General features: G+C 40.8%; 16 protein-coding genes. 1 reads left to right on the top strand and 15 read right to left on the bottom strand.

The window, feature by feature from the left end:
• Positions 1-24: 24 nt before the first annotated feature.
• Positions 25-327 carry a helix-turn-helix domain-containing protein gene (locus NSTCB13_RS23390; protein WP_448273972.1) on the bottom strand — a complete coding sequence of 101 codons (303 nt, stop codon included), beginning with the start codon at positions 325-327 and terminating at the stop codon, positions 25-27.
• Positions 324-881: a hypothetical protein gene (locus NSTCB13_RS23385; RefSeq protein WP_448273971.1), complete on the bottom strand. Its 558-nt coding sequence runs from the start codon at positions 879-881 to the stop codon at positions 324-326. Before NSTCB13_RS23385 ends, NSTCB13_RS23390 begins: the two co-directional genes overlap by 4 nt.
• A 172-nt stretch (positions 882-1,053) precedes the next feature.
• Here NSTCB13_RS23385 and NSTCB13_RS23380 point away from each other — a divergent pair, with 172 nt between their 5' ends.
• Positions 1,054-1,218, top strand: coding sequence for a ribbon-helix-helix domain-containing protein (locus NSTCB13_RS23380; protein ID WP_448273970.1), 165 nt, complete (start codon positions 1,054-1,056; stop codon positions 1,216-1,218).
• Between the two features lie 102 nt (positions 1,219-1,320).
• Here the strand turns inward: NSTCB13_RS23380 and NSTCB13_RS23375 are convergent, their stop codons facing one another.
• The 13 genes from NSTCB13_RS23375 to NSTCB13_RS23315 form a co-directional block, all read right to left on the bottom strand.
• Positions 1,321-1,935, bottom strand: a complete 615-nt coding sequence (locus tag NSTCB13_RS23375) for a PIN domain-containing protein (protein ID WP_448273969.1) — start codon at positions 1,933-1,935, stop codon at positions 1,321-1,323.
• 2 nt (positions 1,936-1,937) lie between these two features.
• A complete protein-coding gene (locus NSTCB13_RS23370) occupies positions 1,938-2,282 on the bottom strand; it encodes an STAS-like domain-containing protein (RefSeq protein ID WP_448273968.1) in 345 nt (114 codons plus the stop codon).
• A 30-nt stretch (positions 2,283-2,312) separates the two neighbouring features.
• Positions 2,313-3,206: an ATP-binding protein gene (locus NSTCB13_RS23365; protein WP_448273967.1), complete on the bottom strand. Its 894-nt coding sequence runs from the start codon at positions 3,204-3,206 to the stop codon at positions 2,313-2,315.
• A 71-nt stretch (positions 3,207-3,277) separates the two neighbouring features.
• Positions 3,278-4,957: a restriction endonuclease subunit S gene (locus NSTCB13_RS23360; RefSeq protein ID WP_448273966.1), complete on the bottom strand. Its 1,680-nt coding sequence runs from the start codon at positions 4,955-4,957 to the stop codon at positions 3,278-3,280.
• A complete protein-coding gene (locus NSTCB13_RS23355) occupies positions 4,947-6,389 on the bottom strand; it encodes an N-6 DNA methylase (RefSeq protein WP_448273965.1) in 1,443 nt (480 codons plus the stop codon). The genes NSTCB13_RS23360 and NSTCB13_RS23355 overlap by 11 nt, the downstream gene beginning before the upstream one ends.
• 68 nt (positions 6,390-6,457) lie before the next feature.
• Positions 6,458-8,791, bottom strand: a complete 2,334-nt coding sequence (hsdR, locus tag NSTCB13_RS23350; RefSeq protein ID WP_448273964.1) for an EcoAI/FtnUII family type I restriction enzme subunit R — start codon at positions 8,789-8,791, stop codon at positions 6,458-6,460.
• Positions 8,792-8,913: 122 nt separating this feature from the next.
• Positions 8,914-9,312, bottom strand: coding sequence for a hypothetical protein (locus NSTCB13_RS23345; RefSeq protein ID WP_448273963.1), 399 nt, complete (start codon positions 9,310-9,312; stop codon positions 8,914-8,916).
• 212 nt (positions 9,313-9,524) lie between these two features.
• Positions 9,525-10,163, bottom strand: coding sequence for a type I-MYXAN CRISPR-associated protein Cas5/Cmx5/DevS (gene cas5, locus NSTCB13_RS23340; protein WP_448273962.1), 639 nt, complete (start codon positions 10,161-10,163; stop codon positions 9,525-9,527).
• Positions 10,160-11,128, bottom strand: coding sequence for a CRISPR-associated protein (locus NSTCB13_RS23335; RefSeq protein WP_448273961.1), 969 nt, complete (start codon positions 11,126-11,128; stop codon positions 10,160-10,162). Before NSTCB13_RS23335 ends, cas5 begins: the two co-directional genes overlap by 4 nt.
• Complete coding sequence (gene cas8a1 / locus NSTCB13_RS23330) at positions 11,106-12,683, bottom strand: type I-MYXAN CRISPR-associated Cas8a1/Cmx1 (RefSeq protein WP_448273960.1); 1,578 nt, start codon at positions 12,681-12,683, stop codon at positions 11,106-11,108. Before cas8a1 ends, NSTCB13_RS23335 begins: the two co-directional genes overlap by 23 nt.
• A 2-nt stretch (positions 12,684-12,685) precedes the next feature.
• Positions 12,686-13,348 (bottom strand): type I-MYXAN CRISPR-associated protein Cas6/Cmx6, encoded by a 663-nt coding sequence (gene cas6, locus NSTCB13_RS23325; RefSeq protein WP_448273959.1) that lies wholly within the window; start codon positions 13,346-13,348, stop codon positions 12,686-12,688.
• A gap of 528 nt (positions 13,349-13,876) precedes the next feature.
• Positions 13,877-16,420 (bottom strand): WD40 repeat domain-containing protein, encoded by a 2,544-nt coding sequence (locus NSTCB13_RS23320; RefSeq protein ID WP_448273958.1) that lies wholly within the window; start codon positions 16,418-16,420, stop codon positions 13,877-13,879.
• A gap of 5 nt (positions 16,421-16,425) precedes the next feature.
• Positions 16,426-19,422 (bottom strand): nSTAND1 domain-containing NTPase, encoded by a 2,997-nt coding sequence (locus NSTCB13_RS23315; RefSeq protein WP_448273957.1) that lies wholly within the window; start codon positions 19,420-19,422, stop codon positions 16,426-16,428.
• Positions 19,423-19,481 lie beyond the last annotated feature (59 nt).

Raw genomic sequence — 19,481 nt, 5'->3', positions numbered from 1 at the left:
TGATATTGAAATTAGATTCAATTCCTACTCACTCTTGTCTGGAAAACAAAGCTTCTGCAACACTTCTTCGGGGATATCCTCAAAATGTTCCAGCAAAAAGTTCATCAGTGCAAGGTGGCGTAAATCGGCTGGCATGGGGCGGCGGTAGTTTTTACCTCTAGCAAACCAGCGTCGAACGGTGGAAAGGGAACGATCGCAAATCTGAGCAATTTCTTCGTGGTTCACCTGCCACTTGGTGTAAAACTGCTTGGGAGTCATTCCCAATTGACAATAACTGTAGAATTGCATCAAATCTTGTTCTCGCTGCTTGAGTGGATGAGGATTCATAAGTTTGTCTCCTCGCTGATTGGTTCTAAATCTTCTTCCCAAGCAATATCGGCAGAAGTCCAAGCTACACTGGGGCTATCTTTGCTCAACCAAATCAGGTAGCACCAACTCCAGCAGCAGCGATCGCTTGCAAAGCTATAAAATCGACCAATGACAATACCCCAGTCAGTATCGCTTTCATTAGAGAGCCAACGCAAGCGATCGCCATATAAAAATCTGGGTGTCTTTGCTACGTCGGGAAAGTTAGCGGGAAACTGAATAGATGCGTCTGGGTATTTGAGGCTAATCAAGCCTGGGGCTATATCTTGGTGATTGTGGCGGATGAGATTGAGATAAGCGGCAATCAATTTACCATTGATGCTGTGAGTTAACTGTGAAATCAGAATCGCAGCTAGACTTTCTATTTCTTGCGGCTGGAGTTGCATCCAAGTGCTATCAAAGTCTGCGTCAGAGTAGTTGTTGAGCTTTGCTAGTAATTCTGTGATGCCGAAATCATCTAAAGCTTGTTGATAAGCTCTGTGTTCTTCTGTTTTGTGGCTAACAGGCTTTAACATTGTATATGTCTCCTGTGATAGGGGGGCCAAAAGCCAGCATCCGCCGTGAGAAAGTTGATGGCTGGCTTTTGACTTATCTGTAATTATACGCTAAAATAAAGCGTTTTTGTGTTAATTAGTGTATTTTTATGTGATAAATACAAAAACACACTAATTCGCTTATGATAGTGATATGGGAAAAGTAACAGTAACTATTTACATGGAAGAAGAAGATAAAGAAGCCCTGCAACAATTGGCTGATGCAGAGGAGCGTTCTTTGTCTCAAATGGCGGTGTTAATTTTGAAACGAGCGATTAAACAAGCTCAGAATGACGGGAAAATTCCACCAAAATCGTAATTTGTTAACGAAGTGATCGCACATCGTACTACACCGTACCCAGTCGGATTTGAAGAGGCGAGTAACAACTGTGTAATTGCTGGCGATTTTTTAGGACAATGCTTATCTAGTTATAAGTTTGCCTTGATTTCTAGCTGCGGCGATCGCTCCTGGATTAGCTGTAAATACCTGGATTCCTGGCACTGTCACATAATCGCCATCATCAGTAATAATCTTGTTTATTGATTCTTGTTTCATGGATTCAAGAATAAACAGGTCATAACCATCCAAACACTGAGTAGTGAACTGAGTTAAAGCATTATCTACAGTGTCTTCATCGAGTTTGACACTAATTTGAAGAGCAAAGGTGTTCTTGACTTGATTCCATGCTGCTTTTACTAAGGAAACAACCCTAGCACGTTCTGAAGGGTAGTTATGGCGGTATTCTTTATTGTTAATTCTGCTAGAACTGTAGGATGATAGCTTTTTTTCTTCTCTTTCAATAATATGGGCTAATTCAGCCAGCGATAAACCAGAGCAGCAAAGGGTAGCACCTGCTGTAAAAGTATCTGTAATGTAGTTTGAATAGGTGCTTTGATACGTAGTTAAAGACAAACTTGCTGGAGGATACGTCAGCCAGTACCAGACATTCGTATCAACCAAAAAAATATCCCCCTTTTGGGGGGAATCAGTCGTGATGTCAATGACATCTGCCTTTACGGTGTAGTTAACTGACATGACTAACAGGCAGATTGTTCAAGAACCATCTCATCTACGGCTTCACGATATTGCTCATCTGAGTAATAACGCAAAGCATTTTCAATCACATTATCGTAGGTCTGTTGACCAAGAGGACTGAGGTTAGATACAACTAGAAGCCGATCTAGGTCTTCAGCTTTGATATCGCGCAATAACTGACCAATTGCAATGTTGAAAAACACAGACAAAAACCTTCTTACGTCAGCAAAGTCTAGCTCTACTAACTTTCCTGCTTGCAGTTGAGGATAAATTAAATCATAGATTTTTTGCCCGGACTGCTGGCTCATGCAGTTTTCGCCAATTAGCTCATAGACTTTGTATTTCATGGCTCTAAAACCTCTATTAGAACCTTTGTACTAAAATAATACTTCATTTTCTGTAAAGTTATGGTGATTTACGTCGCATTTAATAGTGATATTTATTAAAGTTCCCTCAAAGAAGGTGGGTGCGCTTTGGTAAATCTCTTGAGTTTCGTCAATTAAACCGTAAGCGTCATGGCTGTAGACCTCTATTTTACCCTGTTTACTCTTTACAAATTTTTTTAATGAATCAAGCCCAGTACCTCCGCATATTCTACTGGGTCGGGTTGTCTTACCAGGTTTAAACGCCCAACTTAGAGTTTCTTCAGCTAATTTCTGACTGTCTTGAAGGAAGTGGCGAACATTAGCTGGAATGCCAACGCCAAAGTCAATCACAGTCAGCTTTAGTTTATTTAAGTTAGGATAACGCTGTCCACAAGTGAATACACCGATATCCGATAGCCCGTGTTCAAAAGCATTGCTATAGATTTCAAGAGCGTTCTGGATAATTTCATCCTTGAGATTTTGGTTAATGTTTACCCAACCACGCCCAAGCCATTGCTCATCAAGGTAACTCAGAATGCTTTCAAGGTCATCATTAGGATCTTCCCTGTAAGCAACGGAATTTCCTTTCCACCCTTGCTGATTTTCTCCAAAGGCATATAGAAAGCCGTTTTGAGTGAGATTACCTTTAATATCGTCTTGAAGTGTATCCCACGCAAAGGTAGCTTGACCACCATGAGATTGAATGAGGCGAGCTAAACCACCTAAAAAAGCGACAGCATTTGGGCGAAGAAAGCGACAACCTGAAAAATCAAAGATAACTTTTGGTATATCGATTCCTCTGATTTGCTGCCAAAGTCCAAACATCCGAATGAAATCTGCTTTGTCATCGTTGAGGGTTGGGACTTTGAGCGTGATTGTCAGTGAAGTGTTAGCAACAAAGGACACGGGGTGATCCTAAATCTCATAATTTTAGATACAAAGTACAAATATACTCTAACTCTCGGTAAAACTTGCTATTAAGCTGTTAGCACATGCTCTGCTGCAACTTCCATCAGCTTCTCGCTGCTGTCTCGCCCTTGTTTCAATTTGGCTTCTAGGGTATCGCAGAGGGACATCAGGCGATCGCACTTCTCTACAATGCGTTTTTGTTCAGTGAGGGGTGGGAGAGGAATTACAAACATTCTGAGAAGATTAAGGTTTAACCCCTTGTATGCAATTCCTCTTAAATTCTGCATAGTCTTTATCTGAATAAAGGGGGATGAAATGACATCAAGTATATATAAGCTGGAAATATGACGGCTAATAGGAATCATTGCAACTTCTCTAGCAATATTGCATCCTTTGTATTCCTCTGTGGCTATAGCGCATCCCCCCAACGTTCCTCGAATATTCATTAAAAGTTCGCCACCTTGTATAATAGTCCTACTGTATTGCTCTGATAAATCTCTAGCTACGCTCCTTATATTTGAATTATTGATCCTTCGATAAAGAATATCGCTACATCTTAAAGTCTTTACTCCGTTTTCTGTTGGCTCTAAACCTAGTTTGATAATTCCGTAAGTAATATCTCTAGAAGGTTCTATAAGATTGCCAAGTCTTGCAAAAATCCATCCATTAGGCAAATCAAATGGAATTTCTTCAGAGCTAATCGGAGGAAATGATTTGCTTTGATCGCTCTTGATTTTATTAAGTAATTCTCGTGCTGGCTCATCATTTGGATCTTGACGCACAAGTTTACCTTGCACTGCTAATTGCAAAATCACCTGACGCAGTTTAGGAATCGTTTCAGGAACGCTGTAGAGTAGGTCAAAATTATTGCAAATGCGCTGCCAGTGTTGGCGAAATTCTTCGGGATTTTGAGAGGAGAGGAGTTGAGCGATCGCACTCTCATTCATCCTCAAAATGCTTTCTTGCCTTTGCTGCTGACGTTTTTCGATTTCGTCGCAGATAGAAAGCAGGCGATCGCACTTCTCTACAATGCGTTTTTGTTCTGCCAGTGGTGGAACTGGCATCAAAATCACCTTCAATTTTGCTGACTTTATACCTTGAGCAGTCATTCCCGTCGCTTTCTCATTGAGAATATTTTGTAGGAAAGGACTCATGAATGCTGTTAGCAAATATCGCCCGAATAAATCTGAAAAAGGCTGAAGGTCAATAATTCTCTGGGCTAAAGCAACCTTTTCTTCAGTTAGTAGTTGTGCAACATTCCCAAGAGGAGCTTCAGTTGTAAAAAGTATATCTCCATATTTTGGAAAACCTCGTGTCATCCATTCAAGATAAGTATCTTTTGATATGTACTCTTTTGGCTCATCTTGTAGGAATCCCATTCGTACATTTTTAGCAGTAATTAACCTAATTCCACTCTCTGTTTTTGGTGGTGTTTTTCCTCGGTAATCTATAAATCTTGCAAGATTACCAAGCCTTTCCCACTGCCATCCTTGAGGAAGTTCAAACAGAATTTCATTTTGATTAATTGATGGTAATTCAGTATCCCTAACAATTATTTTATTTAAAACTAATTGTTGTTTATGCGTTTTTACTCTTTGTAATAATTTTTGGCTACTTTCGTCACTTGGATTTTGACAAACTAGCTTTCCCTTTACAGCCAATTGCAAAATTATTTTTCGTAAATTGGCAACTGCATTTGGCGCATCAGTTAACAATTGAAAATTATCAAAAAAACTTTCAAGCTTCATTTCGTTCCAACGCTTCTATTAATTCAAACTTCAACTTACTCCGCACCTGACCCAACTCTGCCATGAGTTTTTGATGCTCCGCTAACATCTCATCTAAATCAGCGTGTTCTACATCAACTTTGTGAGGATTTTTAATATCTAGGTTGTAGTTATTCGCCTTCAAATCTGCAATGGAAACTTGCCAAGCGAATTCATTTTCCTCGCGGTTATCCCACCATTCTTGCTCTGGTGCAAACTCCTCAAAGCGAATCGGCTTAGTTTTCGAGTATGACTTATACCCTGCTGGATAAGGGTGTTCATAATACCAAATCGTTTCTGTTGGTTCGCCTTTGGTGAAAAATAGCAGATTAGTTTTAATACCTGTGTAGGGATTAAATACGCCATTTGGTAAACGAACAATTGTATGCAGATTGCAATCTTGCAGCAGCTTTTCTTTAATCCGCGTCTTTACACCTTCCCCAAACAGCGTACCATCTGGCAAAACTATTGCCCCTCTACCCCCTTCTTTAAGTAAATGAGCAATCAGCACCAGAAATAAATCTGCCGTTTCTCGTGTGCGGAAGGTAGTAGGAAAATTGTCCTCAATGCCATCTTCTTCCATCCCACCAAAAGGCGGATTAGTGATAATTACATCTACCCGTTCTTGAGGACTGTAATCGCGCAATGGTCGTGCCAAAGTGTTATCATGTTCAGCTTCAGGCACATCAATACCATGTAAAATCAAATTCGTCACACAAAGGTTATAAGGTAACGGCTTTTTCTCAGTCCCGCGAATCGCCCGTTGCAGAATTTCTGGAACATCAGCACTTTGAAAATGTTGGCGAATATAATCAATAGCTGCTGTTAAAAAGCCACCTGTACCGCAAGCAGGGTCAAATACTATTTCGCCTAATTGCGGCTTGATTCTATCTACAATAAACTTTGTCACCGCACGCGGAGTATAATATTCTCCGGCATTACCCGCACTCTGCAAATCTTTGAGAATCTTCTCGTAAATTTCGCTGAACTGCTTTTTCTGATCTTTTTTATTAAAATCAACTTCGTTGAGCTTATTAATTACTTGGCGGATGAGAGTGCCATTTTTCATATAGTTGTAGGCATCCTCAAACACCTTACCAATCATCTGCCCACGCGAATCAGTTGCGGTAGTTCTCAGTTCTTTGAGAGTTTTAAATAAAGCATTATCTACAAAATCTAGTAAACCATCTCCAGTAATCCCTTCTGCATCTGCTGCCCAGTTACGCCAACGCAACCCTTCAGGAATCGGAGATTTATAATTATCTTCTAACAGTTCATATTCTTCTTCACGGGCATCAAAAACCTTAAGGAATATCATCCAAACTAACTGGTTAATGCGTTGCGCGTCACCATCAACGCCCGCATCCTTCCGCATGATATCTTGAATAGTCTTAATTGTAGTGCTGATTGACATAATATGAGACTGCGATCGCCGATTGGCGCGATTAACTTAGAACAGAGATCATATCCTATTCAAGGATGTCAAGATACTCGATATAGTTCTGACTTGAGAACGGACAAAGCTTGTAAATAAGCTTGCTTACCACCGAAAATACTAATTATCTCTAGCGGAGTGCCTAAATCACTGATGGGTTTAACCTTTAACACATCCAGACTTTCAATATCTTCAATCCCCTCATCAGCATATTTATCCAACAAAGCATTTAAAACCGTTCTGGCTTGTTCGCCATACCTGCTAAAGTAGTTACGCTTACGGACATTGTTCGCCCTTTCTTTGCGAGTTAGTGGCGGTTGGTCAAAAACAACATGACAAATCAAGTCTAAGGGGTCAAAATCCTTACCAACCTCATTTTCCAAAGCTTCCAAAGGCACTCCCAACACTTGTAACTCTTGGATAATAGCCTGCTTCTGCTCTGTAGAGTGCCATTTCTTCAAGAAAGCATCTAACGAGGCATACTCCTGACTAACTGTTTTGCGAGTATAGTCCTTAACCGATTCCGTAATTAGCTTACCGTCTTTGCCGTAGTATTGCTCTCGGATAAAAGCAACAGACACCTCTTCGTCTGCAATTACATACCTATCCCGCGTTTGCTTGCGGCTAATCTCGCCATCATCTATAACTACTTCATCATCTCCAGGATCAGGTGGGACAATTGGATCAACTGGCTTAGGTTGATAAATTTGTACAGGATCGCCATCAAAGTCAGGGTCAGCAAATAACTCAGTCGCTTTTTTAAAATCCATAATTGTGAAGAACATTTTGCCATAGTCTTCATCAATGCGAGTCCCGCGACCAATAATTTGCTTAAATTTAGTCATTGACAGGATACGTTGATCCAAAACAATCAATTTACAGGTTTTAGCATCAACACCCGTCGTCAGCAATTCAGATGTAGTAACAATGGTGGGATATTTACTTTCCGGGTCAATGAAATTATCTAGTTCTGCCTTTCCTTGAGTATCATCTCCAGTAATTCGCATAACGTAGCGGCTATTCTCCGCCACCAAATCAGTATTTTCGTTCACCAATGCTACCCGCATCCGTTCTGCGTGGTCAGTAGTCTCACAAAAAATGATCGTTTTGGCAAAGCGATCGCTTGATTTGAGATAATCAGAAATAATCCGTGCAACTAACTCCGTGCGCTTCTCTAAAACCAGAGTTCTATCAAAATCTCGCTGATTAAATACTTGGTCAGGAATTTCTTTACCATATTTATCTCGTTGTCCTGGCTTCGGTTTCCATCCACTCAAGTCTTTATCTAAGTCAATGCGAATCACTTTGTAGGGAGCTAAAAAACCATCTTCAATCCCTTGTTTGAGCGAATAGGTAAAAACTGACTCACCAAAATAATTGATATTAGAAACTTCTTCTGTTTCCCTTGGGGTAGCTGTCAAGCCAATCTGCGTAGCATTTCTAAAATATTGTAAAATCTCTCGCCATGCCGAATCCTCAGCCGCGCTTCCCCGATGGCACTCATCTATAATAATTAGGTCAAAAAAATCTGGCGAGAATTGGCGATAAATGTTTTTCGCCTCTTCATTTCCCGTTACTGCCTGATACAGACATAGATAAATTTCGTAAGATTTATCTATCTGTCGCTGCTTAATTTTGGTCATTCTTGAGCCAAAGGGTTTAAAGTCATTGACTCTAGTTTGATCGACCAAAATATTCCGATCTGCCAAAAACAGGATACGCTTTTTCGCCCCCGACTTCCACAACCGCCAGATAATCTGAAAAGCTGTAAAAGTCTTACCTGTACCCGTCGCCATCACTAACAGGATGCGGTTTTCTCCTTTTGCGATCGCTTCAATTGTCCGGTTAATAGCAATCTGTTGATAATAGCGTGGCTGTTTTTTGTCAGGACTGGGATAGTAATCTTGAGCAACAATCGGCTGAATCTCCGAGTCAATTTCCTTCCAATCACAGTATTTTTGCCAAAGTTCCTGCGGTGTCGGGAACTTATCGAGGTGTATTTCTCGTTCTCGCTGTCCCTGAGTAATTGTGCGATCGCACATCATAAAAGCGTCGCCATTGGAGCTAAAGATGAATGGTACATCAATTAATTCACCAGTTGCGATCGCCTGTTGCATTCCCGCACTGACACTGTGATTATTATCTTTAGCTTCAATTACAGCCAGTGGTACACCGGGTTTGTGATACAGCACATAATCAGCGCGTTTCTGCTCACCTCGACTAGCAAGCTTACCCCTAACAATTACCCTACCTTTTGTCAGAGTCACTTCCTCACGAATCTGAGTGTTAATGTCCCATCCCCGATTAATCAGAGCAGGTGTAATGTATTTCGTACAAATGTCACGTTCACTCAGAGATTTCTTGTCAATTTCTTCTGGCATAAAAGGTCGGCTTGAGGTGGAGCATACGCAGTATAATTATAGACTCACTTTTATGAGTTGTTAAGTATGAGACTTGTGTTGCGCTATTTTGCGACCACCGAACTTATATATCCAACGTCAAATTAGCTACTAAAGCTTTTAAGATTGTCCCTTAATTGTTGATGCACGCGATCGCACCAAAAGGGAATCACAGTTTGTCCTTGACAAAGTGCTTCTAGGGCAGCTTGTTTATCAAACTCTGCCATTTGCAAAGGTTGTTCATGCGATCGCGTGGCTAATAACATTAGCCGCTTCATCTTGCAAGATTGAGCAACGCCTAACGGCATAAAGCCACGACTCACCTGGAGGAAAAACCCATAGATGATAAATATTAGCCTTTGAGCAACGCCTAACGGCATAAAGCCACGACTCACTTCTTCGCACTTCCAGTTGGCTGCAACCTTTACTTCTTGAGCAACGCCTAACGGCATAAAGCCACGACTCACAGCAAAGGCTAAAACCCTTGGGTGATGAAGGCTCACTCACAATTTTACAAGTACCCCTCAGCCGGAGATCCCAAAAAGACAAAACTTATCAATTTCTTGTATTTCTTCAACCTCTAAAACTCAATCCCTCTAACTCTTTCAAGGATTTGCAAGCACCTTTTTCTTTATCTAAATTGCTATATCCCTTAACCCTGTAATCCTTTCTGTCATTTTTTACCCTCAATTCCCCTCGCCAGCAGGGGTACTTGTCAAATTGAAGATTGAATCATCGTCCACGCTAAATCAGGAGGTGGTGAGCTTGGCATTTCCTCAATCCGATACCTCAAAAATCGGGTATTTCTTGACCCCACATGGTCAACCCAATAAGGTAAAGTTAACCTGCCTTGATTATCCCTAATTACCCACTGTCTCACCCCCTCTAGATAATCTTCCGAGACAAGTTTGATCGTTTTAATCAACTGGTCACTTTCTCCCAAAAATAAACAACCAAACCGTCTTACTAGCTCAGGATGGTCAAACGCTACCTGTATCCTCTCCCTTAAACTTGGTTGTATCTTCTCCCCGTCAGAACGAACCCAAATCAAACACTTCAGATGAGACAAAATTTCTTGATAACAGGGAATAACATTCTCTGGATGGCTAAAATCAGCATTCTTAAACCGTCTCATTTGACGCAAAATTCGTGACTTTTTGGGGCTAGATAACATCGCGATCGCCAATTCTACCCCACAGTGGCGATAGACATTCGTTTCCCCTACCAAAGACAACAACATTCCATACACTGTCGCTGGAGGAGGAACAGGATAGGTTTTTCCCATTTCCCTTGCATGGGACTCCCGAAAAGTTGCAAATGGAACATCCAAATAGAGAATTAATGGTGCAATCATTTTGATTCTCCTAAGCCCAAATCTCTTTTAATGACTGTTTTCAAAACTTCAATCAGTTCATTTCGATTACGATAAATATGCGCCTTATTAAAAGGGGAATTATCAAAATTCTCTAATTGCTGTACCTCCTTAACAATTGTTCCCCCAATCCACAATTGACTAGGGTCAATCTGTCCACATTCCACTTCATCTATAAACTCTTTTGTAAGTTTTGCTTCCTTACTCTTAGGATCGCAATATTCAAAACAATAAGAAATATAGGAAGCAAAATGATTTGTCCATTGAAATACCAAACTATCTGGACAGAAAGGATAATTAAAAATATTACTACTCCCTCCTACCTTGGGCAGGTTCATAATCCCATCTATCAGAGGTAAAATCCGCGAAAAATCTTTGAGATGAGTGGCATTAATTCCAAAATAATATTGATATCGAGTTGCATGATATTCTGTAAAGTGAAGCGATGTGCTATCCTTTTCTCTGCCACTTTTTGCCCCTAACTTGACTGCACCATCATAAGGCGTTAGCGACACAGCCATATTCATCCCTAAAGCACCCATTCGCTGATTAGGAGTACTAACTTTTGTTTGTTTCTTTTTTTTCGTTGTTGAAGCCTCCTCCTCTGTTTCAGCAGACTCTAATAAAGCAAACCCAAAAATATCATCATCATAAAATTGTTCTGGATCGAAATCTTCACTTGTTAACCGATTAATATTTTCGTCTTCATCCCAAACTCGATTAACCAAATAACCTTGCTTTTGAAGATAAAAACGTAACGCCCAACGAATTGCACTTGAACCTACAAAAGAATGAATCTTACCATCATTCCAATAACCTTTTTGCAGAGTAGTCTTATTTCCTCGTCTAATGTCATGATTTAAGGACGCTAAACCATAACGAGTGAGGACTGTTCCGTAAAGATAATAATTGGGGATATTATTGTCATTCTTCTTCTGAGTCATCATTCACTTCTTCTAGTTTTTGATTGTTTGGCAATGAACTATCATCCCTATTAGTGGCTTTATCTTTGGGTTTATAACTGGCGATCGCTAACAATGACCAAATTCTTATTTCTTGCCAAGGTGATTTTTTAATTAGTAGTGCAATCTCTTCCTGATGCTCATTAAAATACTTATTTAATCCCCCTCTTACTAAAAAGTCAGACAAATATTCCTTAAACGACAATTCATCATAACAATAGTTTAGCTCTGCCCTTAATCGTTCAACTTTCTTCTTAATTGGAGGATCTTTACCTTCCTCTGTTTTGGCATAAATTTTAGCAAAGTTGCCCTTCATAGCTTGCTGAAATACCTTAATAAAAATAAGATACTGCTTGTCTTCTTCACTATTCTCTGCCATTATGATGAATCCTTCTCGATTGGAAAATAACTGGTTAAATAAATATTCTTTTGAGTCCTCTATCACCAATTTTTCCCAAAAATTAGACCACCAATGGATTCCTTTCACTAAATTATCAGCAATTAGGGAGCGAATCGGATTGACCTTAATAAAAATTTGCTTATATTTAATTATCTGATAATTAGTTTTAAAGTATTTTTGCACTTGTTGATAAGTGATTAAAATATTCTTATCAATTTTAATTTCTTCTATACTCATCAATGTCCGTTGACGAGAAGCTTTATTTGTTTTTTCATATAACCAAACTTGACAAGCTTGATAGTAGGCCACTTCAGGCTGAATATCGTCTAAGCTGTAATAAAGTAATCCTGCTTCCCCAAGACTACTAACATGAAACTGTTTATTTTCTAATTGCTGTAATCGCCATCTCCTTTGAGAAGCGTCTTCAAAATCCTTTATTTCTGGAATTACCACCAAGTAGCGATGGGGTTTCCTTTCTTTTAAGTCTTCTGATGGTATATGAAGTAAGCAATAATGACAAACTACTGGTACAAATAATAGTGCTAAGGCGTATTCAGGTTTCTCTTCTAGTTTTGTAGTATTCTGCGTCCTAGCATGGCGAACAATTCCCCCTAAATATAACCAACTGGTTATTTGAACATAATCATGTCTAAGTTGTTGGGTATCTGCCTCCCATAACTTCTCTGCAAAGGTTTGATGTGCGTACCAAGTTAGGGATTTGTATTGATACTCGACTTTTTTTTCTTCAACCTCTAGTTCATTGTTAACTAGCTCTCCCGCTTGATAAAACTGATTATGACGTAGAAAAACAGCACACATTCCCTTATGAATGTGGACTTTCTGACTTAAATCTATTGTATTATTCTCTAATCCTGCTAAATGAATTAAACCTGTATCATCTAATTGAAAAGACTCATTAATTAACCAAGATAGGGCGACGAAATCACTTCCTTCCCAGAATAATTCAATAGTATCAGCAGTCAAAAACCATGATATATGTCCTCCCCGTTGACGAGATAAGGGATATTGCTTTTCTAACCGCTTTAAAGTCATGTAAAGCCCCGTCATTCCGACGCGGTGCATTATTGTCGTATCCGCAGCATCGAGAGATAGGGAAATTTTGGGTTGGGTAGCAACCATAATCAGGTTTCCTCTTCTTCCTTGCTGCGAGTCGCTGGGACAAATATTCCACACATCATCTTTCGTTTCCCGCCAATTCCCTGTTCTTGCAAGGTTAAGGAATCTTCTGGGTTGAGTTCGCTGATTTTTATGCCAAATCCTCTAACTTTAAACTGTTTTCCTTGTTTATTGATGGTTAATTGTCTTCGTTGAGGCATTCCATCTTGTCGGGTAAGAAGTTCAATTTTCCCTTGTATTCCTAAGTTATCCAGTTGCCGTTGCACAGCTTCAATAAAATTATTAGAGTCTTGGAACCCTTTAATTATCACTAATCTGGAATAGACACTTTCTGAAGAAATTAACGGTTTATAATCGGGAATATCTAGTTGATAAAAATTTTGAACTATATGAAAAGCTTGACCTGCTAAATAAGGATAAACTAAAGGAATTTGTTGATGATAAATCCGAATTTTTAGACGAGATTGAGCAGTGAGTTCAAGCAAATTGTTCCTGTTCGGTATTCCAGCAATCGGATGAATACCAATAGACTTTAGTTCGTGAAGGCTAGGACAAATCCTGGACAAAGCACTATAGATAGCATAACCATTATCAAGAGGAATCGGTGCGCCTCTCAGCTTAAACGTTAAGTCTACATATTCCTCACTATGAAGTAATATGGCTACCATAAATGGAAATTTCCAGAAAAATTTAAAATAAAAATATCAGAGTTTGTTTAATACATCAACATCCTCTTGTGCAAAATTGCCTTCATTGTCATAGCCAACTATTTTGGTTAGAGTGGCAGCTTAGGGTATTGTTCGCAATGTTCTTACTGATTAGGAGGAGCTTCTAATACTCCAGTAATTACTCAGAACAGAGGGATAGCCGAAAGTTTCTATCCCATACCAGCATGAACCGCTTCTGCTCTATTCTAGAAAAATTCGGTGCTTTCCTGCTTTCTATGCTTGATTGGACTCACGGCAAGCTTATCCTTCCAATTCGGACTAGCGGCAAAGTTATGGTTCCAAACCGTCAATTTCATCCAAAATTAGCTGACGCAAGAATGAGGGTTATAGTGTTGCTGACGGCAAAGTTATGGTTCCAGTAGCGGCAAAGTTATGGGTAAAGTCACATCTCTATTTGCTTTCTTAACCTGCTTCACAAAGGATGTTTGTCTTGCTAAAGACCTTGGATAATTTATTTCTTGATAATCTTTAACGTGACTTCGACTCCGATTCAACCTTGGCTTGATTCGCCAACTTTTTTGCTTTCGCCTGGGAATCAAACTTTAATTTATTATCCCACTGCTGCGCTTTGCCAAACTTATTAACAGCGCCATTAATATCATTATTTCGCGCTAAATTCTCACCTTGGATGAGTAACGCTTTCGCCCCTTGCACCAAACGCGATGGAGTTTGGCATGATTGCAACTCTTCTAACACTTCTGGATGGGCAATGAGGTAATTATTTAGCAAACTGCAACCACTGTGTAATAAATTGTCGAAATCCAAATCCCATAAAATTATTGTTTTGTCATAACTAGCAGAAGCTAACTGTTGTCCATTGGGGCTGTAGGCGACGCTAGTGACCACACTGCTATGACCAGTCAGGGATTTGAGGAGTTGGCCACTGCTGACATTCCAGATTTTGATCGTCTTGTCAGTACTAGCAGAAGCTAACTGTTGTCCATTGGGGCTGTAGGCGACGCTAGTGACCACACTGCTATGACCAGTCAGGGTTTTCAGGAGTTGACCACTGCTGACATCCCAGATTTTGAGCGTCTTGTCAGAACTTGCAGAAGCTAACTGTTGTCCATTGGGGCTATAGGCGACGCTATAAACATAACTGCTATGACCAGTCAGGGTTTTTAGGAGTTGACCACTGCTGACATCCCAGATTTTGATGGTGTTGTCACCACTTGCAGAAGCTAACTGTTGTCCATTGGGGCTGTAGGCGACGCTAATGACCTGACTGCCATGACCAGTCAGGGTTTTCAGGAGTTGACCACTGCTGACATCCCAGATTTTGAGCGTCTTGTCATAACTAGCAGAAGCTAACTGTTGTCCATTGGGGCTGTAGGCGATGCTATAAACATAACTGCTATGACCAGTCAGGGTTTTCAGGAGTTGACCACTGCTGACATCCCAGATTTTGAGCGTCTTGTCAACACTTGCAGAAGCTAACTGTTGTCCATTGGGGCTGTAGGCGACGCTAAAGACCGAATTGCTATGACCAGTCAGGGTTTTCAGGAGTTGACCACTGCTGACATCCCAGATTTTGATCGTCTTGTCATCACTTGCAGAAGCTAACTGTTGTCCATTGGGGCTGTAGGCGACGCTAAAAACATAACTGCTATGACCAGTCAGGGTTTTCAGGAGTTGACCACTGCTGACATCCCAGATTTTGATGGTGTTGTCACCATTAGCAGAAGTTAACTGTTGTCCATTGGGGCTGTAGGCGACGCTAATGATCCCATTGCTATGACCAGTCAGGGTTTTCAGGAGTTGACCACTGCTGACATCCCAGATTTTGAGCGTGTTGTCAAAACTAGCAGAAGCTAACTGTTGTCCATTGGGGCTGTAGGCGACGCTAATGATCCCATTGCTATGACCAGTCAGGGTTTTCAGGAGTTGACCACTGCTGACATCCCAGATTTTGAGCGTGTTGTCAAAACTAGCAGAAGCTAACTGTTGTCCATTGGGGCTGTAGGCGACGCTAGTGACCACATTGCTATGACCAGTCAGGGATTTGAGGAGTTGACCACTGCTGACATCCCAGATTTTGAGCGTGTTGTCAAAACTAGCAGAAGCTAACTGTTGTCCATTGGGGCTGTAGGCGACGCTAGTGACCACACTGCTATGACCAGTCAGGGATTTGAGGAGTTGGCCACTGCTGACATTCCAGATTTTGAGCGTCTTGTCAGTACTAGCAGAAGCTAACTGTTGTCCATTGGGGCTGTAAGCGACGCTAGTGACCTCTTTGCTATGACCAGTCAGGGTTTTCAGGAGTTGACCACTGCTGACATCCCAGATTTTGAGCGTCTTGTCAGAACTTGCAGAAGCTAACTGTTGTCCATTGGGGCTGTAGGCGACGCTAATGACCTCTTTGCTATGACCAGTCAGGGTTTTCAGGAGTTGACCACTGCTGACATCCCAGATTTTGATCGTCTTGTCACCACTAGCAGAAGCTAACTGTTGTCCATTGGGGCTGTAGGCGACGCTATTGACCGAATTGCTATGACCTTCTAAAGTATTCACCTCGATCGCACGGTTTTCTTTCTTCTCCTTTGGCTTTAAATAAACCGCTTGCTGTAAAGTTGCCACAGTTTGCATTAAGATATCGCTTCTGTGCTGCGCCCAAATTGTATGCTTGAGTTTGCTACCTGCTTTTAAGGCTGCTATTAAAGCATCTGGATGTTTTCCAGAGACAAGATAGGCTTCAGAAGAATTATTGATGGCGCTAATTTGATTAACATTTGCCTCTAGTGACCACTGGAATGTTGCTGCTGCTAAAGCAGCAAATCCTAAACCTGCGGCCACAGTACCAAAAAGGGCGCGTTTGAGAAAGCTATTTAGTTTCGCCTCACTCAGTTTTCTTTCTTTTCGTTCCTTTTCCAGTTCCGCCATCACCTGCTTTAACTTCGGTTCCTGTTGCTGGCGGATAAAAGCGGCGATGTAGTCATGTACCAGTTGATAACGGTCGGCGGGGTTTTCTGGTAACAAAACCACTAAGCCGGATTGGACAAAAATTTCTAACACTAAATCTAATTTACTGATTTCAGACGCTTGTTTTGCCCTAGCTTCCGATCCCCCCGCCTGCGGCGACCCCCCCTTAAAAAGGGGGTTGAAAGAATAAAGCCCCCCTTTTTAAGGGGGGTTGGGGGGAGCTCCGAGAAGTACGGCTCAAAATCTGCTTTCAATTCAGCGCGAGTCTTTAAAGGGCGCGTTCCTTTTTCATCCGTCAGCAAATACAGTAATATGTCTGCTGCTTGGTGATTTTCTTCACCACAATCATTAACAACTTCATGCAAATAACGTTTAACCAATTCGTCCTTAGTGCCACGCTGCCGATATTCTGCCAGAGTTGTAATATTCTCCGTTTGCAGTTGCGCCCCTACAACCTGCAACTCAATAGGACGAACTTCGCCCAATTCCCCAGCTAAATCTTGTACCAGTTGTTCAACTAAAGCAGGTTCTAAATGAAAACTAGTATTTTCAGTTAAACGCTGAATAATTGACTTGGTATCAGCAGGTGAAAAGTTCCCCAACTTGTAAAGCACATTATTACTGAGAATGTCATTGCCAATAATCTTCAGACTGGACAAATCATTGCACTCCAGCAAGTAATGAATGTAATCTACCCGCAGCGATAAGATAACTTTCACCGATAGAACATTCAGACACTCTCCCAGAAACTCAAAGAATTGCTTTCTTTGTGCAGGTTCGGTGTAAACAAAGAAAAATTCCTCAAATTGATCGAAAATTAGCACCGTCCGCAGGTTACGCTGTTCGTTTTTGCGTAGTTGAGTGATTAAGGACTTTGTAGAGACGCGATTCATCGCGTCTGCACTAGGGCGTGAAGAAGACGAGAGAAGTAAAGAGTGGGTATTTTGAATATCAAAGGTCGGAGTTCCGAGTTCAGAGGTCGGAGTTTCGAGTTCAGAGGTCGAAGTTTCGAGTTCAGAGGTCGGAGTTTCGAGTTCAGAGGTCGGAGTTTCGAGTTCAGAGGTCGGAGTTCCGAGTTCAGAGGTCGGAGTTCCGAGTTCAAAGGTCGGAGTTTCGAGTTCAAAGGTCGGAGTTTTGAGTTCAGAGGTCGAACGTTGAGGTTCTAACTCTCCCGACTCAGGATAGACGCGATTCATCGCGTCTCTACAAACTCCCCATTCTTCATCTTTCCCCAAAAGCTTCCCCAACTCTTCCATCCAGTTGGTGTAAACACGCATTACCACCGGCATATAATCTTGAACACCGATCGCTTTATCCTTTAAAGCCGGCACTAGTCCCGCATTCACCAGAGAACTTTTGCCTACACCTGATTGCCCATGAATTACTATCAACTTATAATCAGGGCGACCCATGCGTTCGATTAAACGTTCTACATCCAACAGACGACCAGATGCAGCAATTTCTGGGGCAATGTTTCCTTGAGGATAGTTTGAGCGCAATGTCTCTACAAATGCCTGCTTTGTCGCTTCTAACCTACCCGCACCAATAAAAGCCCGCAAGCCAAATTGCTGTTCAATGGAACGCTGTTGCTGTTTGATTTTGTATGCTTTGAGATATTCTTTCTGCTCAAAATAAAGCTGCTGCAAAAATCTGATAATATCCAAGTAAAGTCTGACATCTTCTAAAGGATTACCCACATTTATAGCAGTTTCTAAGCTGAGAGTTGCCTGTTGAAGTTGACCTAAATGGTATTGAGAACGACCTAAAATAAATCGATATAAACTCAAATCTTTTGATTTTAAATCTCTTTCGGAAATCTCAGATCCAACCCCTGATATACTCGCTAATTCCACATTGGGAATTGTAGTAAAAACTTTCAAGGCTTGCTTAACTAGGCGATTTGCTTCAACCCAATTTTCTTTAGCCAAAGCCACCTCAGCTAAAAAGCCGTAATCTTTGGCTAATTCACTTGGCTGGTTGTTAGTTTGATGTACTACTAAAGCTTTTTCTGTAAGACTCTGCAAAGTTTCCCACTTTTGCAAGTCTCGCAAGATATCGCCGAATTTAACTACTGCATTAGCAATTAAATCTGACTGAGAATATGGAAAACCTCTCTCCAAACCTCTCTCCTTGCAGGAGAGAGGCTTTGAATTCTCCCCATTCCCTAGTAGGGAAGGGGGACGGGGGGTTAGGTTTCGCGTTAACTTTTCTAGATTAGGTGAAAACTCAGTTAAATCTGGACTTCGGGACTGATTAATAAAATTTATATACTCTTGAAGATAATGCCAAGTCACTTGCCAATCGGGATGATTGATGTCTTGATGTTTAAAAGCTTTGAGATAATAACAAAAGCTAATTTCACCAAGGATTTTTATCTGAGGTTCTATATTATTACTTTGCTGCCATAGCTCAAAAGCTTTGTGATAATGCTGTAGCGCCAAATCTTTTTGATTATTTATTTGTTTTATAAAACCTAATAAAGATTCTAAATTAGCTTGAATTTCTAAATTATAAACATCTGGGTTTTTAAGTAATTCTTTTTGTGCTGCTTCTAACTCATCTTCCAATTTAAGATATACATTAACGCTAAAATTTAATTGATTGCTAAACCATTGATTAGCCGTTTGGATAACAAAATCTACTAATTGTTGTGTTGATATATCAAAATTTTTCGTAGTTGCCCAACTTTCCAAATCTGGCGCAAGCTGTATTAGTTGCTTGTAGATTTCATCGTCAATCCAGAATACTAAGGGAAAAGAAAAATTCTTGCGAAACTCTTCCCGCACCTGATTTGCAGAAGTTAACATTACAGACAAATTCTGCACTGATTCTAAACCCACAACCATTACACAGGCTGGTATTTGTTCGCCGAATTCTTCCTGAATCGCAGTATAAAGAGTCCTGTTAGATTGCTGTACTGTCAAGACACAAATTTCGACTTGACAAATCTCTCGCAGTCTGGAGATTAAGCGATCGCGCAAGCTAACATAATTACACCGGGCCAAAATCAGCTTAAACTGTCCCGCCGAGGACTCAATCGCCCAAGCTAATTGTTGCAGTCCCTTTTCATTTTCAGGTTGCTGTGAATCTGTCATACCAATTGGGAATTTGGGATTTTGGATTAAAAGAGCCAGGGCGAATAGTAGATGTGGGG

The organism is Nostoc sp. DSM 114160, assembly GCF_053470305.1.
Note: the sequence above shows the minus strand (reverse complement) of the source record. Positions and strands in the feature narration are given on the sequence as shown.

Excerpts from the sequence above, each read along its gene's own strand:
- NSTCB13_RS23390 (WP_448273972.1), bottom strand. The coding sequence starts at position 327 with ATGAATCCTCATCCACTCAAGCAGCGAGAACAAGATTTGATGCAATTC.
- NSTCB13_RS23385 (WP_448273971.1), bottom strand. The coding sequence starts at position 881 with ATGTTAAAGCCTGTTAGCCACAAAACAGAAGAACACAGAGCTTATCAA.
- NSTCB13_RS23380 (WP_448273970.1), top strand. The coding sequence starts at position 1,054 with ATGGGAAAAGTAACAGTAACTATTTACATGGAAGAAGAAGATAAAGAA.
- NSTCB13_RS23375 (WP_448273969.1), bottom strand. The coding sequence starts at position 1,935 with ATGTCAGTTAACTACACCGTAAAGGCAGATGTCATTGACATCACGACT.
- NSTCB13_RS23370 (WP_448273968.1), bottom strand. The coding sequence starts at position 2,282 with ATGAAATACAAAGTCTATGAGCTAATTGGCGAAAACTGCATGAGCCAG.
- NSTCB13_RS23360 (WP_448273966.1), bottom strand. The coding sequence starts at position 4,957 with ATGAAGCTTGAAAGTTTTTTTGATAATTTTCAATTGTTAACTGATGCG.
- NSTCB13_RS23355 (WP_448273965.1), bottom strand. The coding sequence starts at position 6,389 with ATGTCAATCAGCACTACAATTAAGACTATTCAAGATATCATGCGGAAG.
- hsdR (WP_448273964.1), bottom strand. The coding sequence starts at position 8,791 with ATGCCAGAAGAAATTGACAAGAAATCTCTGAGTGAACGTGACATTTGT.
- cas5 (WP_448273962.1), bottom strand. The coding sequence starts at position 10,163 with ATGATTGCACCATTAATTCTCTATTTGGATGTTCCATTTGCAACTTTT.
- NSTCB13_RS23335 (WP_448273961.1), bottom strand. The coding sequence starts at position 11,128 with ATGATGACTCAGAAGAAGAATGACAATAATATCCCCAATTATTATCTT.
- cas8a1 (WP_448273960.1), bottom strand. The coding sequence starts at position 12,683 with ATGGTTGCTACCCAACCCAAAATTTCCCTATCTCTCGATGCTGCGGAT.
- cas6 (WP_448273959.1), bottom strand. The coding sequence starts at position 13,348 with ATGGTAGCCATATTACTTCATAGTGAGGAATATGTAGACTTAACGTTT.
- NSTCB13_RS23315 (WP_448273957.1), bottom strand. The coding sequence starts at position 19,422 with ATGACAGATTCACAGCAACCTGAAAATGAAAAGGGACTGCAACAATTA.